The sequence below is a fragment of the Riemerella anatipestifer genome (assembly GCF_009663465.1).
Taxonomy (GTDB): domain Bacteria; phylum Bacteroidota; class Bacteroidia; order Flavobacteriales; family Weeksellaceae; genus Riemerella; species Riemerella anatipestifer_C.
In genome coordinates this window covers 25,017-41,819 of sequence record NZ_QXHU01000008.1, presented here as the reverse complement: position 1 = coordinate 41,819, position 16,803 = coordinate 25,017, and the positions used below count along the sequence as shown (strand labels likewise).

17 protein-coding genes are annotated in these 16,803 nt (G+C 36.6%); 11 read left to right on the top strand and 6 right to left on the bottom strand.

Translation table 11 applies throughout. The annotated features are described in order from the left end of the window. The coding region (locus tag D1003_RS10405; RefSeq protein ID WP_153936937.1) for an FISUMP domain-containing protein at nucleotides 1-1,688 on the top strand (1,688 nt) is incomplete at its 5' end. Between the two features lie 88 nt (nucleotides 1,689-1,776). Further along, nucleotides 1,777-2,337 carry a hypothetical protein gene (locus tag D1003_RS10400; RefSeq protein WP_153936936.1) on the top strand — a complete coding sequence of 187 codons (561 nt, stop codon included), beginning with the start codon at nucleotides 1,777-1,779 and terminating at the stop codon, nucleotides 2,335-2,337. A 195-nt stretch (nucleotides 2,338-2,532) separates the two neighbouring features. On the opposite strand, the gene D1003_RS10395 is transcribed toward D1003_RS10400, so the two are convergent. Next, nucleotides 2,533-2,862 carry a 2Fe-2S iron-sulfur cluster-binding protein gene (locus D1003_RS10395; RefSeq protein WP_153936935.1) on the bottom strand — a complete coding sequence of 110 codons (330 nt, stop codon included), beginning with the start codon at nucleotides 2,860-2,862 and terminating at the stop codon, nucleotides 2,533-2,535. A gap of 5 nt (nucleotides 2,863-2,867) precedes the next feature. Beyond that, nucleotides 2,868-3,920, bottom strand: a complete 1,053-nt coding sequence (locus D1003_RS10390) for an NAD(P)/FAD-dependent oxidoreductase (protein WP_153936934.1) — start codon at nucleotides 3,918-3,920, stop codon at nucleotides 2,868-2,870. Nucleotides 3,921-4,057: 137 nt separating this feature from the next. On the opposite strand from D1003_RS10390, the gene D1003_RS10385 reads away from it, so the two are divergent. The 5 genes from D1003_RS10385 (at nucleotide 4,058) to D1003_RS10365 (ending at nucleotide 7,552) form a co-directional block, all read left to right on the top strand. Next, entirely contained in the window at nucleotides 4,058-4,825 is a 768-nt protein-coding gene (locus D1003_RS10385; RefSeq protein WP_153936933.1) for a DUF3108 domain-containing protein, read from the top strand. 30 nt (nucleotides 4,826-4,855) lie between these two features. Further along, the gene (locus D1003_RS10380; RefSeq protein WP_153936932.1) at nucleotides 4,856-5,356 is read left to right on the top strand and encodes a DUF2480 family protein; all 501 of its coding nucleotides are present in this window, start codon (nucleotides 4,856-4,858) and stop codon (nucleotides 5,354-5,356) included. A 183-nt stretch (nucleotides 5,357-5,539) separates the two neighbouring features. Continuing rightward, nucleotides 5,540-6,514 carry a deoxyhypusine synthase family protein gene (locus tag D1003_RS10375; RefSeq protein ID WP_153936931.1) on the top strand — a complete coding sequence of 325 codons (975 nt, stop codon included), beginning with the start codon at nucleotides 5,540-5,542 and terminating at the stop codon, nucleotides 6,512-6,514. 86 nt (nucleotides 6,515-6,600) lie between these two features. Next, complete coding sequence (gene xrtF, locus D1003_RS10370; protein WP_153936930.1) at nucleotides 6,601-7,128, top strand: exosortase family protein XrtF; 528 nt, start codon at nucleotides 6,601-6,603, stop codon at nucleotides 7,126-7,128. Then, complete coding sequence (locus D1003_RS10365; RefSeq protein WP_153936929.1) at nucleotides 7,112-7,552, top strand: exosortase F system-associated membrane protein; 441 nt, start codon at nucleotides 7,112-7,114, stop codon at nucleotides 7,550-7,552. The genes xrtF and D1003_RS10365 overlap by 17 nt, the downstream gene beginning before the upstream one ends. 91 nt (nucleotides 7,553-7,643) lie before the next feature. On the opposite strand, the gene D1003_RS10360 is transcribed toward D1003_RS10365, so the two are convergent. The 4 genes from D1003_RS10360 to D1003_RS10345 are packed head-to-tail and all read right to left on the bottom strand — an operon-like array spanning nucleotide 7,644 to nucleotide 10,917. Further along, nucleotides 7,644-8,225, bottom strand: coding sequence for a hypothetical protein (locus tag D1003_RS10360; RefSeq protein WP_153936928.1), 582 nt, complete (start codon nucleotides 8,223-8,225; stop codon nucleotides 7,644-7,646). 9 nt (nucleotides 8,226-8,234) lie between these two features. Beyond that, nucleotides 8,235-8,474 carry a NifU family protein gene (locus D1003_RS10355; protein WP_153936927.1) on the bottom strand — a complete coding sequence of 80 codons (240 nt, stop codon included), beginning with the start codon at nucleotides 8,472-8,474 and terminating at the stop codon, nucleotides 8,235-8,237. Between the two features lie 31 nt (nucleotides 8,475-8,505). Beyond that, nucleotides 8,506-9,609 (bottom strand): Mrp/NBP35 family ATP-binding protein, encoded by a 1,104-nt coding sequence (locus D1003_RS10350; RefSeq protein WP_153936926.1) that lies wholly within the window; start codon nucleotides 9,607-9,609, stop codon nucleotides 8,506-8,508. Nucleotides 9,610-9,666: 57 nt separating this feature from the next. Further along, nucleotides 9,667-10,917: a dicarboxylate/amino acid:cation symporter gene (locus tag D1003_RS10345; protein ID WP_153936925.1), complete on the bottom strand. Its 1,251-nt coding sequence runs from the start codon at nucleotides 10,915-10,917 to the stop codon at nucleotides 9,667-9,669. 115 nt (nucleotides 10,918-11,032) lie between these two features. Here D1003_RS10345 and D1003_RS11340 point away from each other — a divergent pair, with 115 nt between their 5' ends. From D1003_RS11340 to D1003_RS10325, 4 genes are all read left to right on the top strand, one after another. Continuing rightward, a complete protein-coding gene (locus tag D1003_RS11340; RefSeq protein WP_260393401.1) occupies nucleotides 11,033-13,393 on the top strand; it encodes a thrombospondin type 3 repeat-containing protein in 2,361 nt (786 codons plus the stop codon). Between the two features lie 3 nt (nucleotides 13,394-13,396). After that, the gene (locus D1003_RS10335) at nucleotides 13,397-13,954 is read left to right on the top strand and encodes a hypothetical protein (RefSeq protein WP_153936924.1); all 558 of its coding nucleotides are present in this window, start codon (nucleotides 13,397-13,399) and stop codon (nucleotides 13,952-13,954) included. Between the two features lie 355 nt (nucleotides 13,955-14,309). Next, nucleotides 14,310-15,158, top strand: coding sequence for a hydroxymethylglutaryl-CoA lyase (locus D1003_RS10330; protein ID WP_153936923.1), 849 nt, complete (start codon nucleotides 14,310-14,312; stop codon nucleotides 15,156-15,158). Between the two features lie 88 nt (nucleotides 15,159-15,246). Beyond that, the gene (locus tag D1003_RS10325) at nucleotides 15,247-16,788 is read left to right on the top strand and encodes a glycine--tRNA ligase (protein WP_153936922.1); all 1,542 of its coding nucleotides are present in this window, start codon (nucleotides 15,247-15,249) and stop codon (nucleotides 16,786-16,788) included. Nucleotides 16,789-16,803 lie beyond the last annotated feature (15 nt).

The window sequence follows — 16,803 nt, the reverse complement described above, 5'->3', positions numbered from 1 at the left end:
TGGCATTACAGGCACAAGTGGGCATCAATACCAACGACCCCAAAGCCACCTTAGAGGTGAAGAAAAATACCCATATCCCCAACACCCAGCCGCAAGGCGTGCTATTCCCTCGATTTACTTCGGAGGAGCGTTTGAAATTTTCGGGGACTGCCGAAGTAGGCACGATGATTTACAATACCGACAAAAGCTGTGTGGAGATTTACCAAGGCGTGGTTTCGGGGGTTCACCAGTGGACTTGTATGCCGGGGAGCAACCAATCCCAGTCGGTAGCCGTAAAGGCGGCGGGGTTTGAAGGCTCTTATGTGGGTGGCGTGGCGTTTACCAGTGCCAATAAAGCCAAATTTAAACTAGAAAATAACTCGTTTGGGAATATCAGTTCGGCATTTCACGATGCGGTAAGTTTTCAGAATGGCGGAGCAACGATTACGATGGCAAACTGCCAGTGGCAGAAACTCAATGGCTCCACGCTTACGGGTAGCGTAGCACAGTGCACCTCGGGAAACCTTATTAACTTAAACTCAGGAGAATCGGCTATGTTGTGGTACACGATGGGCGGTACGCCCGAAACAGGCACTTTGAAAGCCAATTTTAATAAACTCGGAGCCCAAGCCGACCAACAAACCCAAGTAGGTTTGGGTTCTGCCACCATCACCTCGCCTAAGACAGAATATGTGGTGTCTTTAACTTACAACGGCTCCAATATACAAGGTAAAATCAACAATGGCACTAATAAGCTCACCGTTAAAATACCTTATACTTCAGGTATAGGCTCTTACCAAGCGGTGCAATCGGCAGTAATTACTGCCGCTCCCGGAGAGGGTGGAGATAACAATGGGCTCAGCCTCTCAATCCCCGCTGGCAATTTCGGCGTAAGTGGCGACCTATCCGCTACTATTGTGGTAGATGGAGATGGAGAATATTTGGTAAAAAAGTTAGCACCAGGGCAAGAATATACCATTGCCACGATACCTTACACGCTTAATGGACAGAGCTACCAACTGGTCTTAAAGGGCATTGGCGGGATTCTGGATAAGAAGTTTAATGTACCCACCAACGGAGTGTTAGAACATCAGTTTGTCTATCTTCCTGTTACGGTTACGGGAACTTACCCTGTCAATGGTCAGCCTTATTCTAAGGAGTGGTTGAACCTCAATCTGGGTGCGGATTATGCGAATATGAACTCACCGCATTTCAACCCTGCCCAGCAAGGCACTTCGCCTACGGATTACAAGGCTTACGGTTCCCTCTTCCAGTGGGGTAGGGATGCCGATGGGCATGAGCTTATCAATTGGTCTTCTTCCACAAGTGGGTCGCCTAAACATAGTTTAGGTTGGCATTCTTACAACCAATTAACCACTTATAACGACCCTTGTCCTACGGGTTGGCATACGCCTACCTACTCAGAATTGCAAGACCTGCATCAAGCCTTGACAAATACGAGAACTGGTAATGGTGGTGCGGTTTTATGGTATGACTCACATCTCCGCCTGCCTGCGAGTGGAGAACGCGATTACAGCACTGGCGTGTTCTTCGGTCAAGGATCCGCAGGGTGTTTGTGGAGCTGCAGCGAGGCGATCGCCGAATACGAAGCGCATCGTCTGAGGTTCTCTTATAATGGTGGAAGTTCTGTGACCGATAGTAACCTGCGTTCTCGCGGCTTCGGCGTTCGCTGCGTTAAGGATAACTAAGCAGTCAGCTTAAGAACCCAAGAGGGTAACCCCTCCTTATATATAAGATAAATAAACTAAAGTATAACCCATAAAAAACTTAACAATTATGGCAGAAAGCAAAAACAACATTATTACCCACGGGCTTAGTGGCAAGGTGGGAGACCTTATTATCTTTAGCCAAAGAAATGGCAAAACCATAGTGTCTAAAGTGCCACAAAAGACAGACAGAAACTCAACCAAGCAGCTAGAGCACCAGCAGAAGTTCCAAAAAGCGGTGCTATATGCCAAAAACGCACTACTAGACCCTAGTTTAAAGGAGGCTTACGCCACAGAAGCGGCTAAAAAAGACGGCATTACCCCTTATAATATAGCCGTAGCAGACCTCCTAAACGCTCCCAAAATAGAAAAAATAGACCTTTCTAGTTACACGGGCAAAAAAGGAGACCTTATAAAAGTACAAGTGTATGACGACTACAAAGTAGAGCAAGTAAGCGTACACATTTACAATCAAGACGGCAGTTTGGTAGAAGAAGGCACCGCCACGCTAAAAGGGCTAGACTGGGTATATACTGCCAAAGCCAACAATGAGGAGCTATCGGGGGACAAAATCATCATCAGAGCCACAGACACCCCAGCCAACCTTGTAGAGCAAGAAACCCTACTATAAAGCAGGGCAAAAACACAAAGCCCACCAGCAAAAAGGCAGACCTTAAAGGTCTGCCTTTTTTTAGTTAGTAATAAAAGTATAACAAATAAACCAGCCCAAAATCTAAAAACAAAACCACCCTCCTAGCTTATAGAGAGCTTATAGCCACCTTATAGCGGTAGTAGTTGGGTACAGTCTATTTAATTTTAATCTTTTTTAAGAATACGGTGCTATTTCCACCTCCAAGCCATCTATTTCTTCTGTGATGTAGATTTGGCAGCCTAGACGGGAGTTATCCTTAACATCAAAAGCTTCAGAAAGCATAGCTTCTTCCTCGTCACTTTTTTCAGGTAGAGGCACATCATTAAGAACATAAACCTGACAAGACGCACACATCGCCATTCCGCCACATACACCTACAGTACCTTCCTCTGCCAATTCGTAGGCTCTTATCACCTCCATAAGGTTCATAGACATATCTGTAGGGGCTACTATATCGTGCTGTACGCCCTCTCTATCAGTAATCTTTAATTGAACATCTGCCATAATCTTTAGTCTATTTTTTTAACAACCGCTTTCTCTGCCTCTTTTCTACTCCCATCAAACCCATCAACACCGCTCACCGTAGTGTATTTTAGCACATATTTCTTACCAGGATTAAGCCTATTGTAAACACTTTGGCACATTAAAGTCGCCTCATGGAAGCCACATAAAATCAGTTTCAGTTTACCCGGATAAGTATTGATGTCCCCAATAGCATAAATGCCTTCTCTATTGGTTTGGTAATCCAATGCATTGTTTACCTTTATAGAGTTTTTCTCTATTTCTAGCCCCCAATTAGCAATAGGACCGAGCTTTGGTGTAAGTCCAAAAAGAGGGATAAAATAATCTGTTTCTATTTCCGTTTTCTCACCCTCACGCTCTATTACAATACTTTCCAAAGTGTTAGCTCCTTTCAGTTCTACCACTTCCGCAGGTGTAATGAGGTTAATCTTACCTTGGTTTTTCAGCTCTTGTACTTTTTCTACAGAATCCAAGGCTCCTCTAAATTCATTTCGTCTGTGTACCAAAGTAACCTCTTTAGCCACATTAGACAAGAAGATACTCCAATCTAAAGCAGAATCTCCTCCCCCTGCAATTACAATTTTTTTATTTCTAAAGACTTCTGGGTCTTTTACAAAATACTCCACCCCATTCTCCTCATATTTTTCTAAGTTTTCTAGAAGAGGTTTTCTTGGTTCAAAAGTACCTAACCCTCCTGCTATTGCTACTGCTTTGGCACGGTGTACGGTTCCTTTATTGGTAATTACTTCAAACCATTCATCATCTATCTTTTCTAGACTTACGGCAGTTTCTGCTAGAGTAAACCCTGGTTGAAATTGTTTAATTTGTTCCATTAAGTTATCTACCAACTCTCCTGCATTTACGGACGGATAACCTGGTATATCAAAAATAGGTTTCTTAGGGTAAAGCTCGGCTAACTGTCCACCAGGTTGTGGCAGAGCATCTATGATGTGGCATTTGAGTTTCAACAATCCAGCTTCAAAAACGGCAAAAAGCCCCGTAGGTCCTGCTCCTATAATGAGTAAATCTGTAGTAATCATAATATGTAAAAAACTTTGGGATTAAATTATATATCTTTGCAAAAGTACTAATTTTGCTGAAACTATATCGTAACTTTAGTTATATAAGCTATAATGTTATGGGGTGAGTTGGCAAAGTATTTGTAAATTTTAAAAGTATGAAAAAGATATTATATTTAATCACTCTCGTAATTTCGGCAAATGTGTGGTCGCAAATTACCAATATCAAGTCTGGAGAAACATTAACTTACAGAATTCATTATGGCATACTAAACGCAGGATATGCCACACTCAACATTAGAGAAACAACCTACAAAGGCGAACCTCATTACTATGTCAAAGGCACAGGTAAGACCACGGGAGCTGTAAGGGCTTTTTTCAAGGTAGAAGACCTTTATGAAAGTTATATCAATATTAGCACAGCATTACCCAGTTTCTATGTGCGAAATGTACAAGAAGGCAGTTACAGACAGCATTTAGAAACGGTTTTCAACCATTCCAACCAAACCCTTATTTTAACCGATAAGAAAACCCCATCTAATGGTTCTAAAACTCTAAAATCTGTTAAGGGTATACAAGATATGCTTTCTGCTTTCTACTATTTAAGGAGTAGAGATAATTCTGCATTAAAAGTAGGAACAAGCATAAAAATGAATGTATGGATTGATGATGAGATGTTCCCTTTCCAGTTGAGAATTGTGGGTGTAGAAACCAAAAGAACCAAATTTGGCAAGGTAGAATGTCTTAAAATTATCCCTTCGGTAATGAGTGGAAGGGTATTTAAAGACCAAGAAGGGGTAACAATGTGGGTAACAAACGACACTAATCATATCCCCGTGGAACTAAAAGCGGAACTTGCAGTAGGCTCTTTAAAAGCAAGTCTAGACGACTACAAAAATGTAAAGTATAATATCAATTTTAAATAATTGATGGGTTAAATTCATTTTATAAAAGCAATGGCAGAGATTAAAAATAAAGTAGCAGAAAGCGGATTAGTTAATTTTGATTTATCTTCTTTAGTCCCTAAAGGGAAAAGGCTGGGGATAGACTTGAAGCCATTTTTGTTCCAAGAGATGGTTCTCAAAGAAAAAGACTTTAGAGAAAAAGTGAAAACACTTAATTTAGACTTATACAAGGACGCTTATGTTTACATTTATAATTCTGCGGAAGCCATTGTTCCTTTGTGGGCTTATTTTTTAATTGCTTCTCAATTATCTGGAGTTGCTAAAAAGGTAATCTATGGAAACAAAGATGAGTTAGAGTTACTCATTATGCATCAATCTCTAAATGATTATGATTTTTCTAACCTAAAAGATAAAAGAGTTCTAGTAAAAGGTTGTACAGACGAAAACATTCCAGAAAACGCTTATGTTGAGTTAGTTGAAAAATTAAAGCCAATCGTTAAATCTTTGATGTTTGGAGAAGCGTGTAGTAATGTACCTATATTTAAAAATTAGGAATAATTTGTACAGGTTGGGAGGCTGATGTTTCAACTTGATGCTACCTAAAATTGAAATTTTACTAATAGTTTTTCTTGTTTCATTAAAAAAATCAAAAATATAAACTTCTCAATTTTAAGTAAATTAAGATTAAGGAGCTGTAAATCTAAAAATCCTTATATTTGCGATAAATAAAAAATTATGAGTAAACCAATTACTGAATTTATAGAAAAATACTATTTACACTTTAATGCGGCTGCATTAGTAGATGCTTCTAAAGGCTATGTAGCCCACCTAAAAGATGGTGGTAAAATGATGATTACCTTAGCGGGAGCAATGTCTACTGCAGAGATGGGTAAGATTCTAGCAGAGATGATAAGACAAGATAAAGTTCAAATCATTTCTTGTACAGGTGCCAATTTAGAGGAGGATTTAATGAACCTAGTAGCTCATTCTCATTACGAAAGAGTGCCTAATTATAGAGATTTAACGCCTCAACAAGAGTGGGATTTATTAGAGAGAGGTCTTAACCGTGTAACGGATACTTGTATTCCAGAAGAGGAGGCTTTTAGAAGACTTCAAAAGCATATCGTGGAAATATGGAAAGATGCAGAAGCGAAAGGCGAAAGATATTTTCCTCACGAATATATGTACAAAATGCTACTATCTGGCGTACTTGAGCAGTATTATGAAATCCCTAAAGAAAACTCGTGGATGTTAGCAGCTGCTGAGAAAAATTTACCTATCGTTGTACCAGGTTGGGAAGATTCTACAATGGGAAATATCTTCGCTAGCTACTGTATTAAAGGAGAATTAAAACCTTCTACGATGAAATCAGGGATAGAATATATGACTTACCTAGCCGATTGGTACACTAAAAATTGTGGTGGTAAGGGAGTTGGTTTCTTCCAAATTGGAGGTGGTATTGCAGGAGATTTTCCTATCTGTGTAGTGCCAATGCTTTATCAGGATATGGAAATGCATGATATTCCGTTTTGGTCTTATTTCTGCCAAATATCAGATTCAACCACTTCTTACGGTTCGTATTCTGGGGCAGTGCCAAATGAAAAAATCACTTGGGGTAAACTGGATATAGATACGCCTAAATTTATTGTAGAAAGCGATGCTACGATTTGTGCACCTCTGATGTTCCAATATGTGTTAGAAAATTCGTAGGAAAAATTACGACAACAGTATACAAAACCTCTAAAGTTTTAGAGGTTTTTCTTTAATAATAAGTTATTTCGTTACCTTTGCCCCCTATGTTTGAAGATTTAAAACCCACACTAAAAATCTTATTAAGATTTTTGCTAGTTTACTTGGCTCTGCTAGGTATCTATCAATTTTACTTAAATACTCAAATAGGGTTAGATGGTTTTTCAATACATGTAGCTAACCAATGTACTTTGATACAGAATAACATAGGTTATCCTTCACAATCTATTCCTCAGCCAGAGTACAATACTTTATGGTACTATGTAAGCGGGAAGTATGTATCTAGAATGGTAGAAGGATGCAATGCTATATCTATAATGATACTTTTTGTAGCATTTATTTTTGCTTTTTATAGAGGTCTAAAGACTTTTATTTTTGCTTTTGTAGGGGTTATATTTTTATATATCGTTAATATACTTAGAATTGTTGGGATAAATATAGTGTTGCTAGAATCTCCATCTTATGGTAAAGCTGCCCATGATTATATATTTCCTGCGATTATTTACGGAAGTGTGGTTTTATTATGGATTATTTGGATTAAATTTTTTGTACTGAAAGATGAAGTTCAAAGGTAATCTTGCATTTGTTATACTCGGTATTATTGGCTTAATAGGTGTTCGCTTTTTAGAAGAAACTCTATTTTACGACCCTTTTTTAACCTATTTTAAAACTACAGATGGGTCTAAAGTATTCCCAGTTTTTCAATGGGAAAAACTTGTTTTGGGGCATCTTTTCAGACTCATACTTAATTTATTTTTTTCGCTAATTATTGTTTATTTTCTTTTTAAAGATAAAACAAAGACAATGTTAGCTTGTGTTTTGATGTCATTAGTCTTTTTGATTACTTTCCCTATTTATCTCTATCTAGTTTATACGGAATTTAACTCGGGATTACTTTTAGCTTTTTATGTTCGTAGGTTTGTCATTCAACCGATGATTTTATTGCTCATCATTCCAATGTTTTATTATATGGATATAAAAAATAAAGATATGGTATAAAAAATACCTCGCTATTGTGGAACGAGGTACAAATATATGTTTTGGATATCTAATTTAAATTAGAGATGTTAGGAATAAAAAATCAATTTCGTTAAGTATTTGCTTTCTGATTTGGTATTCTAAAAATAAGAATAACAGCGTAAATTAGTAACCCCATTTGTGTAAGACTAGTAACTACTCCAAATAAACTGGATATATCTCCTAGTATTCCAGATATAGCGGCGAAAATTATAATAGGAATACAGATTGAACTAAAAAACATTAATACTAATAATACATACTTTACCCAATTATAGCCTTTACCTGTTAAGTAGCCAATGCCAAATATTATGCCTAATTCGCAAGCTATTAAAATTATACTAAAATCATCATAGGCTTCGTACCCTGCATTAAAATTTGATATCCTGCTTATTAAACCTAAAACTCCTAGTAAATAAATTACATTGCTCGCTTTTTTATAATTTGGGTGTAGTGTACTCTCTATTTTCTTATTTGTTGAAGGAGGTAATGATATTATTCTTTGAGTTTCAGCTTCTGAAAAATCTCTTCCTCTAGATTTAAGGATTTCATATGCATATACACTCACTTCGGGAGTAAATTTCTCTCTCTCTTTTATATATTCCTCTAATTCTTTATCAGATAGAGCTTCTAATGAACTTCTTTCTATACTCATGATTGGAATTTATTCCGCTATATTTTCCACTCGTGTAATTTCAGGAACTTTTTCTTTAACTGTGTTTTCCACTCCTAGCTTCATTGTAGAGAAACTTACAGGACAACCAGAACAGTTACCAAGCAACTTTACATAGACTACGGTATCCTCTATCTTAACCAGCTCTATATCTCCACCATCTTTATTAAGGAAAGGGCGAATGCTCTCTAAAGCGTTTTCTACTCTTACTTCCAGACTATTATTTTCCATAATTATTTTTAAATTATTTAATGCGTAGTAATTATTTTTTAGGAGAACATCCTGCCATAGTGGTTATTTTAACGGCTTCTGTAGGAGGCAAATTTTTATTTCTTTCTACCAAACTTTCCACCATTTTCTGAGTGGTTTCTGTATAGATATCTGCAATTTTAGAATCATCTTGCAAAGCCGCTGGTCTTCCCACATCACCCGCTTCTCTGATACTTTGGATAAGAGGAATTTCACCTAGTACAGGTATGCCCAAATCTTCCGCCATATATTGTGCTCCTTGCTTGCCAAAGATATAATATTTATTATCAGGCAACTCTTCTGGCGTGAAATAAGCCATATTCTCTATTAAGCCTAAAACAGGAATATTGATGCTTTCCATTTGGAACATTGCAATCCCTTTCTTAACATCTGCGAGAGCAATATGCTGTGGCGTACTTACAATAACAGCCCCCGTTACAGGTACTTCTTGTATAATAGAAAGATGAATATCCCCTGTTCCTGGAGGTAGGTCTATCAATAAAAAATCTAATTCACCCCAAGCGGCATCTCTTAGCATTTGGTTAAGAGCTTTTGCAGCCATAGGTCCTCTCCACACTACCGCTTGATTAGCCCCAGAGAAATAACCAATAGATAACATTTTAACCCCGTAATTTTCAATAGGCTTCATTAGGTTTCTGCCATTTTCTTCAACAGAAATAGGTTTTTGTCCTTCTGTATCAAACATAGTAGGTACAGAAGGACCATAGATGTCGGCATCTAGTAAACCTACTTTAAAGCCCATTTTAACTAAAGATATCGCAAGATTAGCGGCTACTGTAGATTTTCCCACACCACCTTTTCCAGAAGCAATAGCAACGATATTTTTAATACCTGGTATTTCCTTTCCTTTGATTTGGTTAAGCTGAGCTTCCGAAGGCTCTGGAGAAACGATTTTCAACTTTAAAATAACCTCTTCACCAAATTCAGAAGCAAAGGCTTGTTTCATTGCGGCTTCTAGCTTTTTTTTCTCGTGCATTGCTGGAGAATGTGCCGTCATATCAATATAGACGTCATTACCCATAACCTGGACATTATTCACCAAATCATCTACCTCCACCTCTTTCAAAAAAGCTAATACTCTATCTTTTTTTATCATTCTTTTCTTTTTAGAAATACAAATTTAAGGATTTATTTTGTTGTAAATTGCTTTATTTTATATGTTTTCTGTAGGTTCTTCTAGTTGTCCTTCCCATTTAGAAACTGCAGAAGTCGCTAGTGCATTACCTAGTACATTAGTCATACTTCTTCCCATATCACAAAAATGGTCTATTGGTAATATAAGAGCAATGCCTTCTGGTGGAATTCCAAACATCGAACAAGTAGCTACAATAATTACTAAACTTGCTCGAGGTACACCTGCAATCCCTTTGGAAGTAAGCATAAGAACCAGAAGCATTGTGATTTGTTGCCCAATAGACATATCTACTCCATAAATTTGAGCAATAAAGATAGATGCAAAGGTCATATACATCATACTTCCATCAAGATTAAATGAATACCCTAAGGGGAGTATAAATGACACTATCCTATTATTAGCACCAAACTTTTCTAACTCTTCTACAAGTTTTGGAAAAACAGCCTCGGAGCTTGTAGTTGAGAATGCAATAAGTAATGGCTCTTTAATTCTTTTCAATAAATCAAACAATCTATTGCCGAGAATTAAATAGCCTACAATACACAAAACTAACCACAGAATAGCTAAGGCAAAAAAGAAATCTCTGAGGTAAATGGCATAAACCATAAATATCTCAAAACCATTAGTGGCAACAACTGCCGCAATAGCACCTAATACTCCTAATGGAGCCACCCACATAATGTACCCTACCATTTTAAGAATGGCGTGGGCACAAATATCAAAGGCTTTGATAATTGGCTTGGAATGAGTTTCTCCCAACTGGGATAGAGCCACTCCAAACATTATTGAAAATACCACGATTTGTAATACTTCATTAGTAGCAAAAGCTTCAAATAGACTTTTAGGAATAATGTGCTTCACAAAATCTTCTAACGAAAAGCCTTTGCTATTATTTACTATTTCTGCTGCCGCACTTGCATCTTGTACTGGGAGTTGGGTTACCTTACCTGGTTCTAGCCAATTTACAAATACAAGTCCTATCATTAGAGAAACCAAAGAAGCTGTTAAAAACCACAGCATTGCCTTAGTACCTACTCTGCCTATCATCTTAATATCGCTCATTTTAGCAATACCCACCACTAAAGTAGTGAATACAAGCGGAGCAATAATCATCTGAACAAGTCTGATAAAAATAGTCCCTAGCAATTTTATGTTTTTGGAAAAGCCTTCTGCACTATTTGGATATTGCAAATGCACAAATCCTCCTAATCCTATTCCTATAATAAGTCCTAGCAGTATCGCTATAAAAAGTTTATTTTGTCCTTTCATTTGTAATGATTTTTTAGGTTAGAATGCAAATATAAACTTTTTTGAAAATTTAAACATACATTTGATTCATGGCAAGGTTTTTGATAACTCCCAAGGCTTGATAATTCTATACTATATGAAACGATTTTTAAATTTAACTCTACCCCTATTCTTAATATTGGTTTTCGGTTCTATTAATGCACAAAGTTGGATTACGTGGGATGTTTTAGGAAATAAAACAGCAGGGGTGCCTACAGCAACAGCCAGTGCTTCTAATAACCCTATAACAGGAGCGGTTAATGTGGCTGTTGCAAGAGGAACTACCTATAATGCACCTGATATTTTTTCCGCCAACTCAGGATTAAGACAACCTACAGGAGGGTTGGTAGATAACTTCAATGGGGCTAGCATTGCTACTCAAGTTCTTAAAATAGAAAGCTCTGCTTACGGTAATGATTTAAACTCTGTGATTTTCAATTTTGCAAATGCAGTTATGATAGACGAATTGGTAATTACAGATGCCGATAAATCTAGTTCGTCTCTTTTTTGGGACGATGACTTTTCTCTATCTATGGACAGTGGTGCTACTTTTGGTAGTGTAACTTATGGAGTTTCTAACGGAGGAAATATCACAGGAGGATATGCAGGGGCTACAATTACAACGTCCTCTTATTCTTCAGGAACTTACCGTGGTTCGGATGCTAGAGGTACAGAATGGATTAGTTGGAAAAAATCGTCTGCTCCTACTAAGACACTAACCATCAATTATACATCACCTAATGATGCTTCAACTAATAGAGCTGCGGTGATATATGTCGCAATTAAGGTGTCTTGTGTGGTTCCTCCTACACCTGTGGTTTCAGTAACGCCAGCTACTTACTATAATAACGGTAGTGCAACAATATCTAATTACGATTCTAGTTATAGCTATATCTTTTCTCCGAGTGGTCCTACAGTAGGAGCGGGAGGAGTTATTTCAAATCTTTCTTACGAAACAACTTATACTGTAGTTGCTAGTAAAGGTGTATGTAGCTCTAGTACTAGCCAATCCTTTACAGTTCCAGGGGTAGATACAGATGGTGATGGTGTTGCTGATGTTATAGATTTAGATACTGATAATGATGGTATTCTTGATTCTCTTGAAAAAACTTTTTGTAATTTACCAAATAATCCTACTAGTAGTGCCTCTGGAGCAGGTGCTTATAAAGGACAATTAATCTTTTTTGATTGGTCTGGTGCTACATTAAACAGCTCTACTGGTACTATAAGTCGTTCTACTACTTTAAATGGTGTAACTTATACTGCAACTATTTCAGGATTTACAGGGAATGCTTCTTTTAATGGTAGTGATATAGCTACATGGCCAGGTGCAGGGATAAAAGAACTATATAATTTGGGTGGAGGTACATTTAAGGAAGGTTTTTATTCTCCTATGAACACTAGTTTACCCAATAGAAAAGCCTCTTTTAATGTAACATTTACAAGTTCAGATCCTAGGATAAAATTCCAAATCATTCCTTTGGATATGGAAGCAACTTCTCTAGGTAAAGAAACTATAACTTTTAAAACGAACGGAACTCCCTTTTCTTTTTTAGAAAGTAATAATCTTAGCTATGTTATAGAGGGGGAGGGAACAAATACATTAGTATATAGAAACACCAATATGCAAAGTGATACGACACCTAATGGTAATGCATTATTTACTACTGAAGCAACAATGTTAAATGTTACATTAGAATGGATGGATGGAGGAATGGGTGGACAAGGAGTTGCTTTTGCAATTAGACCTTATTGTGATATAGATGGTGATGGTTTACCAAATTATTTAGATTTAGATTCAGATGGCGATGGTTGTCCAGATGCAGTAGAGGGCTCAGATAATGTGAATATGACCCATCTAGCCGTAGCGGATATAACAACACCTTTTTTTGCGAAAAAATGGTCTATCATAACCAATGCAAAAGGAAATGTATCTACCACAGGAGCAAATATTGTATCGAAAGTAAGTTCTGCTATGGGAGTGCCAGAAATAGTAAACACATCTACTAATAATACCTCTGGAACACAAGGTATAGCTCATATAGATACCTTTTCGATAGGACAAGGTTTAAATAATAACGCACCGTATAACTCAGCCATCAATGATAGATGTTTTTGTACTTTAAAGAACGCTACATCAGTATTAAGTCCGCTAGATACCAAAGTAGGTATAACTGCTTTAGGAAGATCGGGGAATATAGATTCGGATAATTGGCCTATGTCTAGAAAAGGAGGTCATATTGCACTAGAGGCAAATACCAAAGGTTTTACAATTACGAGAATGAGTACAACTGAAATACAAGCAATCGCCAATCCTGTTATAGGAATGATGGTGTATGATACTACAGAAAATTGTTTAAAATCTTATGTAGAAACACAGTCAACTCCAAGTGTCATAAGAGCTTGGAAATGTATGAACAAACAAGGGTGCCCTCAAGGAGAAGCATTTAACAGATAAATCATGAAAAATATAATATATACAATAGCCATTGTTTCAAGTTTAGGCTTGAAGGCACAGGTTAACATAGGTAAAGGAAGTTTAAATACTGGCTCTATAGAATCTTCAGTATTATTAGAATTTAATAATTTGGAAAAGAAAGGTATTATATTGCCGTGGGTTAATGCCGTGTCAGAAGCTAATTTAACAGATAATACATTTTCACCAAACGGAACTTTTGTTTTGGATAGAAGTGATAAAGCTGTAAAAGTTAAGATTGGTAATAGTTGGCAAAACTTGAGTTATTTAGCAGATAACACCAATACAGTACCTGTTAATACCAATACTGGTAAGGTGGAGAATTCAGGAGCTCAGGTTGTAATGGGAGCGGCTTCTAGTACAGCTAAAGGAATATTGGTTTTAGAAAGTACTACTAAAGCGTTGGTGTTACCAAAGTTTAGAGATGTGCAGAAGAGCATCACAAATCCAGCTCCTGGTATGATGGCTTTTGATGATACACCAGGTAAAGAACAACTTTGTGTATATAATGGTACAGAATGGAGTTTTTGGACTTGGAAATAATTGTAGATAGTTCAAATAGGTTTGTAACTTATAAACATTGTCTAAAAACAATTGATGAATAGTTGAAAATTTCCATCAGAATACAGTCAGTAACTTCTCCCATAAGATTCTAGACTTAAATTTTCTATTTTGTCAAACATTACAAAATGGAGATTGTTTTCTGTATATCTTGATTAGAGTTATATTTAGTTGGATATACTTTTTTAATAAAGTAGGAGTTATACTTACTCAAATTTAAGAAAAAAGATTAAATTATTTTTTTTGTTTAAATGTTTGTATATTAGTTTATTTTGGGTTTTATAGCATTTAAAAAATTTTGTTATATTTGAAACCAAAGTTTACAAAATATTAAGTTATGTTCCTAACAGAATGTCCACGAGATGCCATGCAAGGTTGGAGTGAGTTTATTCCGACAGATAAAAAAATAAATTACCTTAATAGTCTAATGGAAGTAGGATTTGATGTGTTGGACTGTGGTAGTTTTGTTTCGCCTAAAGCTATTCCGCAAATGGCAGACTCTGGGGAAGTGCTGGATAATATAGATAAATCTTTATCAGATACTAAACTCTCCGTTATTGTAGCCAACATAACAGGTGCAGAAAACGCACTTTCTCATACTAATGTGGATATTTTAGGATTTCCTTTTTCTATATCCGAAACCTTTCAATTTAGAAATACTAATAAAGATCAAGAAGAAGCTTTTAATCAGGTAAAAACCATTTTAGAGATGGTAAAATCTGAGAATAAAACACTTAACCTTTACTTTTCTATGGCATTTGGCAATCCCTACGGGGAGGACTGGAAATGGGAAGATGTTGCCTTTTGGGCGAACCGATTTTCGGAAATAGGAATAAAGAACATACTACTCTCAGATACTACAGGAGTGGCCACGGCGGAAAGCATCGCACTTTTATTTGATAAAATTCCAGCTAATCACCCCGATATTAGTTTTGGAGCCCATTTTCATAACAGGTACGAAGATTCTTACATTAAACTAAAAGCAGCGTACGATAAAGGCTGCAGACGATTTGATTCAGCTATAAAAGGGATAGGAGGCTGCCCAATGGCTAAAGATGACCTTGTAGGAAATATGCCTACAGAACAGCTTTTCAACTTTATGAATTTAGAAAAGATAGAGATTAAGCAGAATATGCTCCATTTTGAATCTGCTTGGAATATTGCCAAATCTATTTTCCATTTTTAAATATCAATTCTTTTTCATTAAATAGAATTTGATTTTACCTCAAAATTAAAATTAAAAAAGTTATTTTTGCAGGTATATTCTAAATATTATGGCTAAGCAAGAAGACGATTTTAAGAAAGTGGTATCCCACGCTAAAGAATATGGGTTTATTTTTCCGTCTAGTGAAATATACGACGGACTATCTGCTGTTTATGACTATGGGCAAAATGGTGCCGAACTAAAAAATAATATTAAGCAATATTGGTGGAAAGCCATGACTCAACTTAATGAAAACATTGTTGGGTTAGACTCTGCTATTCTAATGCATCCTACTACATGGAAAGCTTCTGGGCACGTGGACGCCTTCAACGACCCTTTGATAGATAACAAAGATTCCAAGAAAAGATTTAGAGCCGATGTACTTATAGAAGACTATTGTGCAAAATTAGAAGATAAGGCGCAGAAAGAAATAGCTAAGGCTCAAAAAAGATTTGGGGCTGATTTTGACGAAGAACAATTTGTAAATACCAACCCTAGAGTTCTAGAATACAGAGAAAGACAAAAAAATATTCTTACTAGAATGGCTAAATCTCTTGATAATAATGATTTAGCTGATGTAAAAGCTCTTATAGAAGAACTAGAAATTGCTGACCCTGATACTGGCTCTAAAAACTGGACAGAAGTAAGACAGTTTAACCTAATGTTTGGGACTAAACTAGGTGCTTCCGCTGAAAACGCTATGGAACTTTACCTAAGACCAGAAACAGCACAAGGCATTTTTGTGAATTTTTCTAATGTACAAAAAACTTCTAGACATAAGCTGCCTTTTGGGATTGCTCAAATAGGAAAAGCGTTCAGAAATGAAATTGTAGCGAGGCAATTCATTTTCCGTATGAGAGAGTTTGAACAAATGGAAATGCAATTTTTTGTAGCTCCAGGAACAGAATTGTCATTCTACGAAGAATGGAATCAAAAACGACTTAACTGGCACTTGGCGCTTGGATTAGGCTCCGAAAATTATAAATTCCACGACCACGAAAAACTAGCTCATTATGCTAACGCAGCAGCAGATATAGAGTTTAAATTCCCATTCGGATTTAAAGAGTTGGAAGGTATCCATTCAAGAACAGACTTTGACCTTTCTGCACACGAGAAATTCTCAGGTAGAAAATTACAATATTTTGACCCAGAAAGAGGCGAAAGCTATGTACCTTATGTGGTAGAAACTTCTGTGGGATTAGATAGAATGTTCCTAGCGGTGTTCTCTAGCTCTCTTAAAGAGGAGGCTTTAGAAGATGGCTCTACAAGAACGGTATTGTCTTTACCTCCAGCTCTAGCTCCTGTAAAAGCGGCTATTTTGCCATTGGTGAAAAAAGACGGATTACCAGAATTTGCAGAAAAAATCTTCAACGAATTAAAGTACGACTTTAATGTTATCTTTGAAGAAAAAGATAGTATTGGTAAGCGTTACAGAAGACAAGATGCCATAGGTACACCTTTCTGTATTACTGTAGACCATGATTCACTTAATGATAACACCGTAACTCTTAGAGAAAGAGATACAATGAAACAAGAAAGAGTTTCCGTAGAAGACCTAAGAAAAATTATAGATGATAAAGTAAACTTTAGAACACTTTTATCTAAAATTTAAAATAAACAATTTTTG

Bases quoted from the DNA above. Each gene is read 5' to 3' on its own strand.
- D1003_RS10400 (WP_153936936.1), top strand. From the start codon at position 1,777: ATGGCAGAAAGCAAAAACAACATTATTACCCACGGGCTTAGTGGCAAG.
- D1003_RS10395 (WP_153936935.1), bottom strand. From the start codon at position 2,862: ATGGCAGATGTTCAATTAAAGATTACTGATAGAGAGGGCGTACAGCAC.
- D1003_RS10390 (WP_153936934.1), bottom strand. From the start codon at position 3,920: ATGATTACTACAGATTTACTCATTATAGGAGCAGGACCTACGGGGCTT.
- D1003_RS10385 (WP_153936933.1), top strand. From the start codon at position 4,058: ATGAAAAAGATATTATATTTAATCACTCTCGTAATTTCGGCAAATGTG.
- D1003_RS10380 (WP_153936932.1), top strand. From the start codon at position 4,856: ATGGCAGAGATTAAAAATAAAGTAGCAGAAAGCGGATTAGTTAATTTT.
- D1003_RS10375 (WP_153936931.1), top strand. From the start codon at position 5,540: ATGAGTAAACCAATTACTGAATTTATAGAAAAATACTATTTACACTTT.
- xrtF (WP_153936930.1), top strand. From the start codon at position 6,601: ATGTTTGAAGATTTAAAACCCACACTAAAAATCTTATTAAGATTTTTG.
- D1003_RS10365 (WP_153936929.1), top strand. From the start codon at position 7,112: ATGAAGTTCAAAGGTAATCTTGCATTTGTTATACTCGGTATTATTGGC.
- D1003_RS10360 (WP_153936928.1), bottom strand. From the start codon at position 8,225: ATGAGTATAGAAAGAAGTTCATTAGAAGCTCTATCTGATAAAGAATTA.
- D1003_RS10355 (WP_153936927.1), bottom strand. From the start codon at position 8,474: ATGGAAAATAATAGTCTGGAAGTAAGAGTAGAAAACGCTTTAGAGAGC.
- D1003_RS10350 (WP_153936926.1), bottom strand. From the start codon at position 9,609: ATGATAAAAAAAGATAGAGTATTAGCTTTTTTGAAAGAGGTGGAGGTA.
- D1003_RS10345 (WP_153936925.1), bottom strand. From the start codon at position 10,917: ATGAAAGGACAAAATAAACTTTTTATAGCGATACTGCTAGGACTTATT.
- D1003_RS11340 (WP_260393401.1), top strand. From the start codon at position 11,033: ATGAAACGATTTTTAAATTTAACTCTACCCCTATTCTTAATATTGGTT.
- D1003_RS10335 (WP_153936924.1), top strand. From the start codon at position 13,397: ATGAAAAATATAATATATACAATAGCCATTGTTTCAAGTTTAGGCTTG.
- D1003_RS10330 (WP_153936923.1), top strand. From the start codon at position 14,310: ATGTTCCTAACAGAATGTCCACGAGATGCCATGCAAGGTTGGAGTGAG.
- D1003_RS10325 (WP_153936922.1), top strand. From the start codon at position 15,247: ATGGCTAAGCAAGAAGACGATTTTAAGAAAGTGGTATCCCACGCTAAA.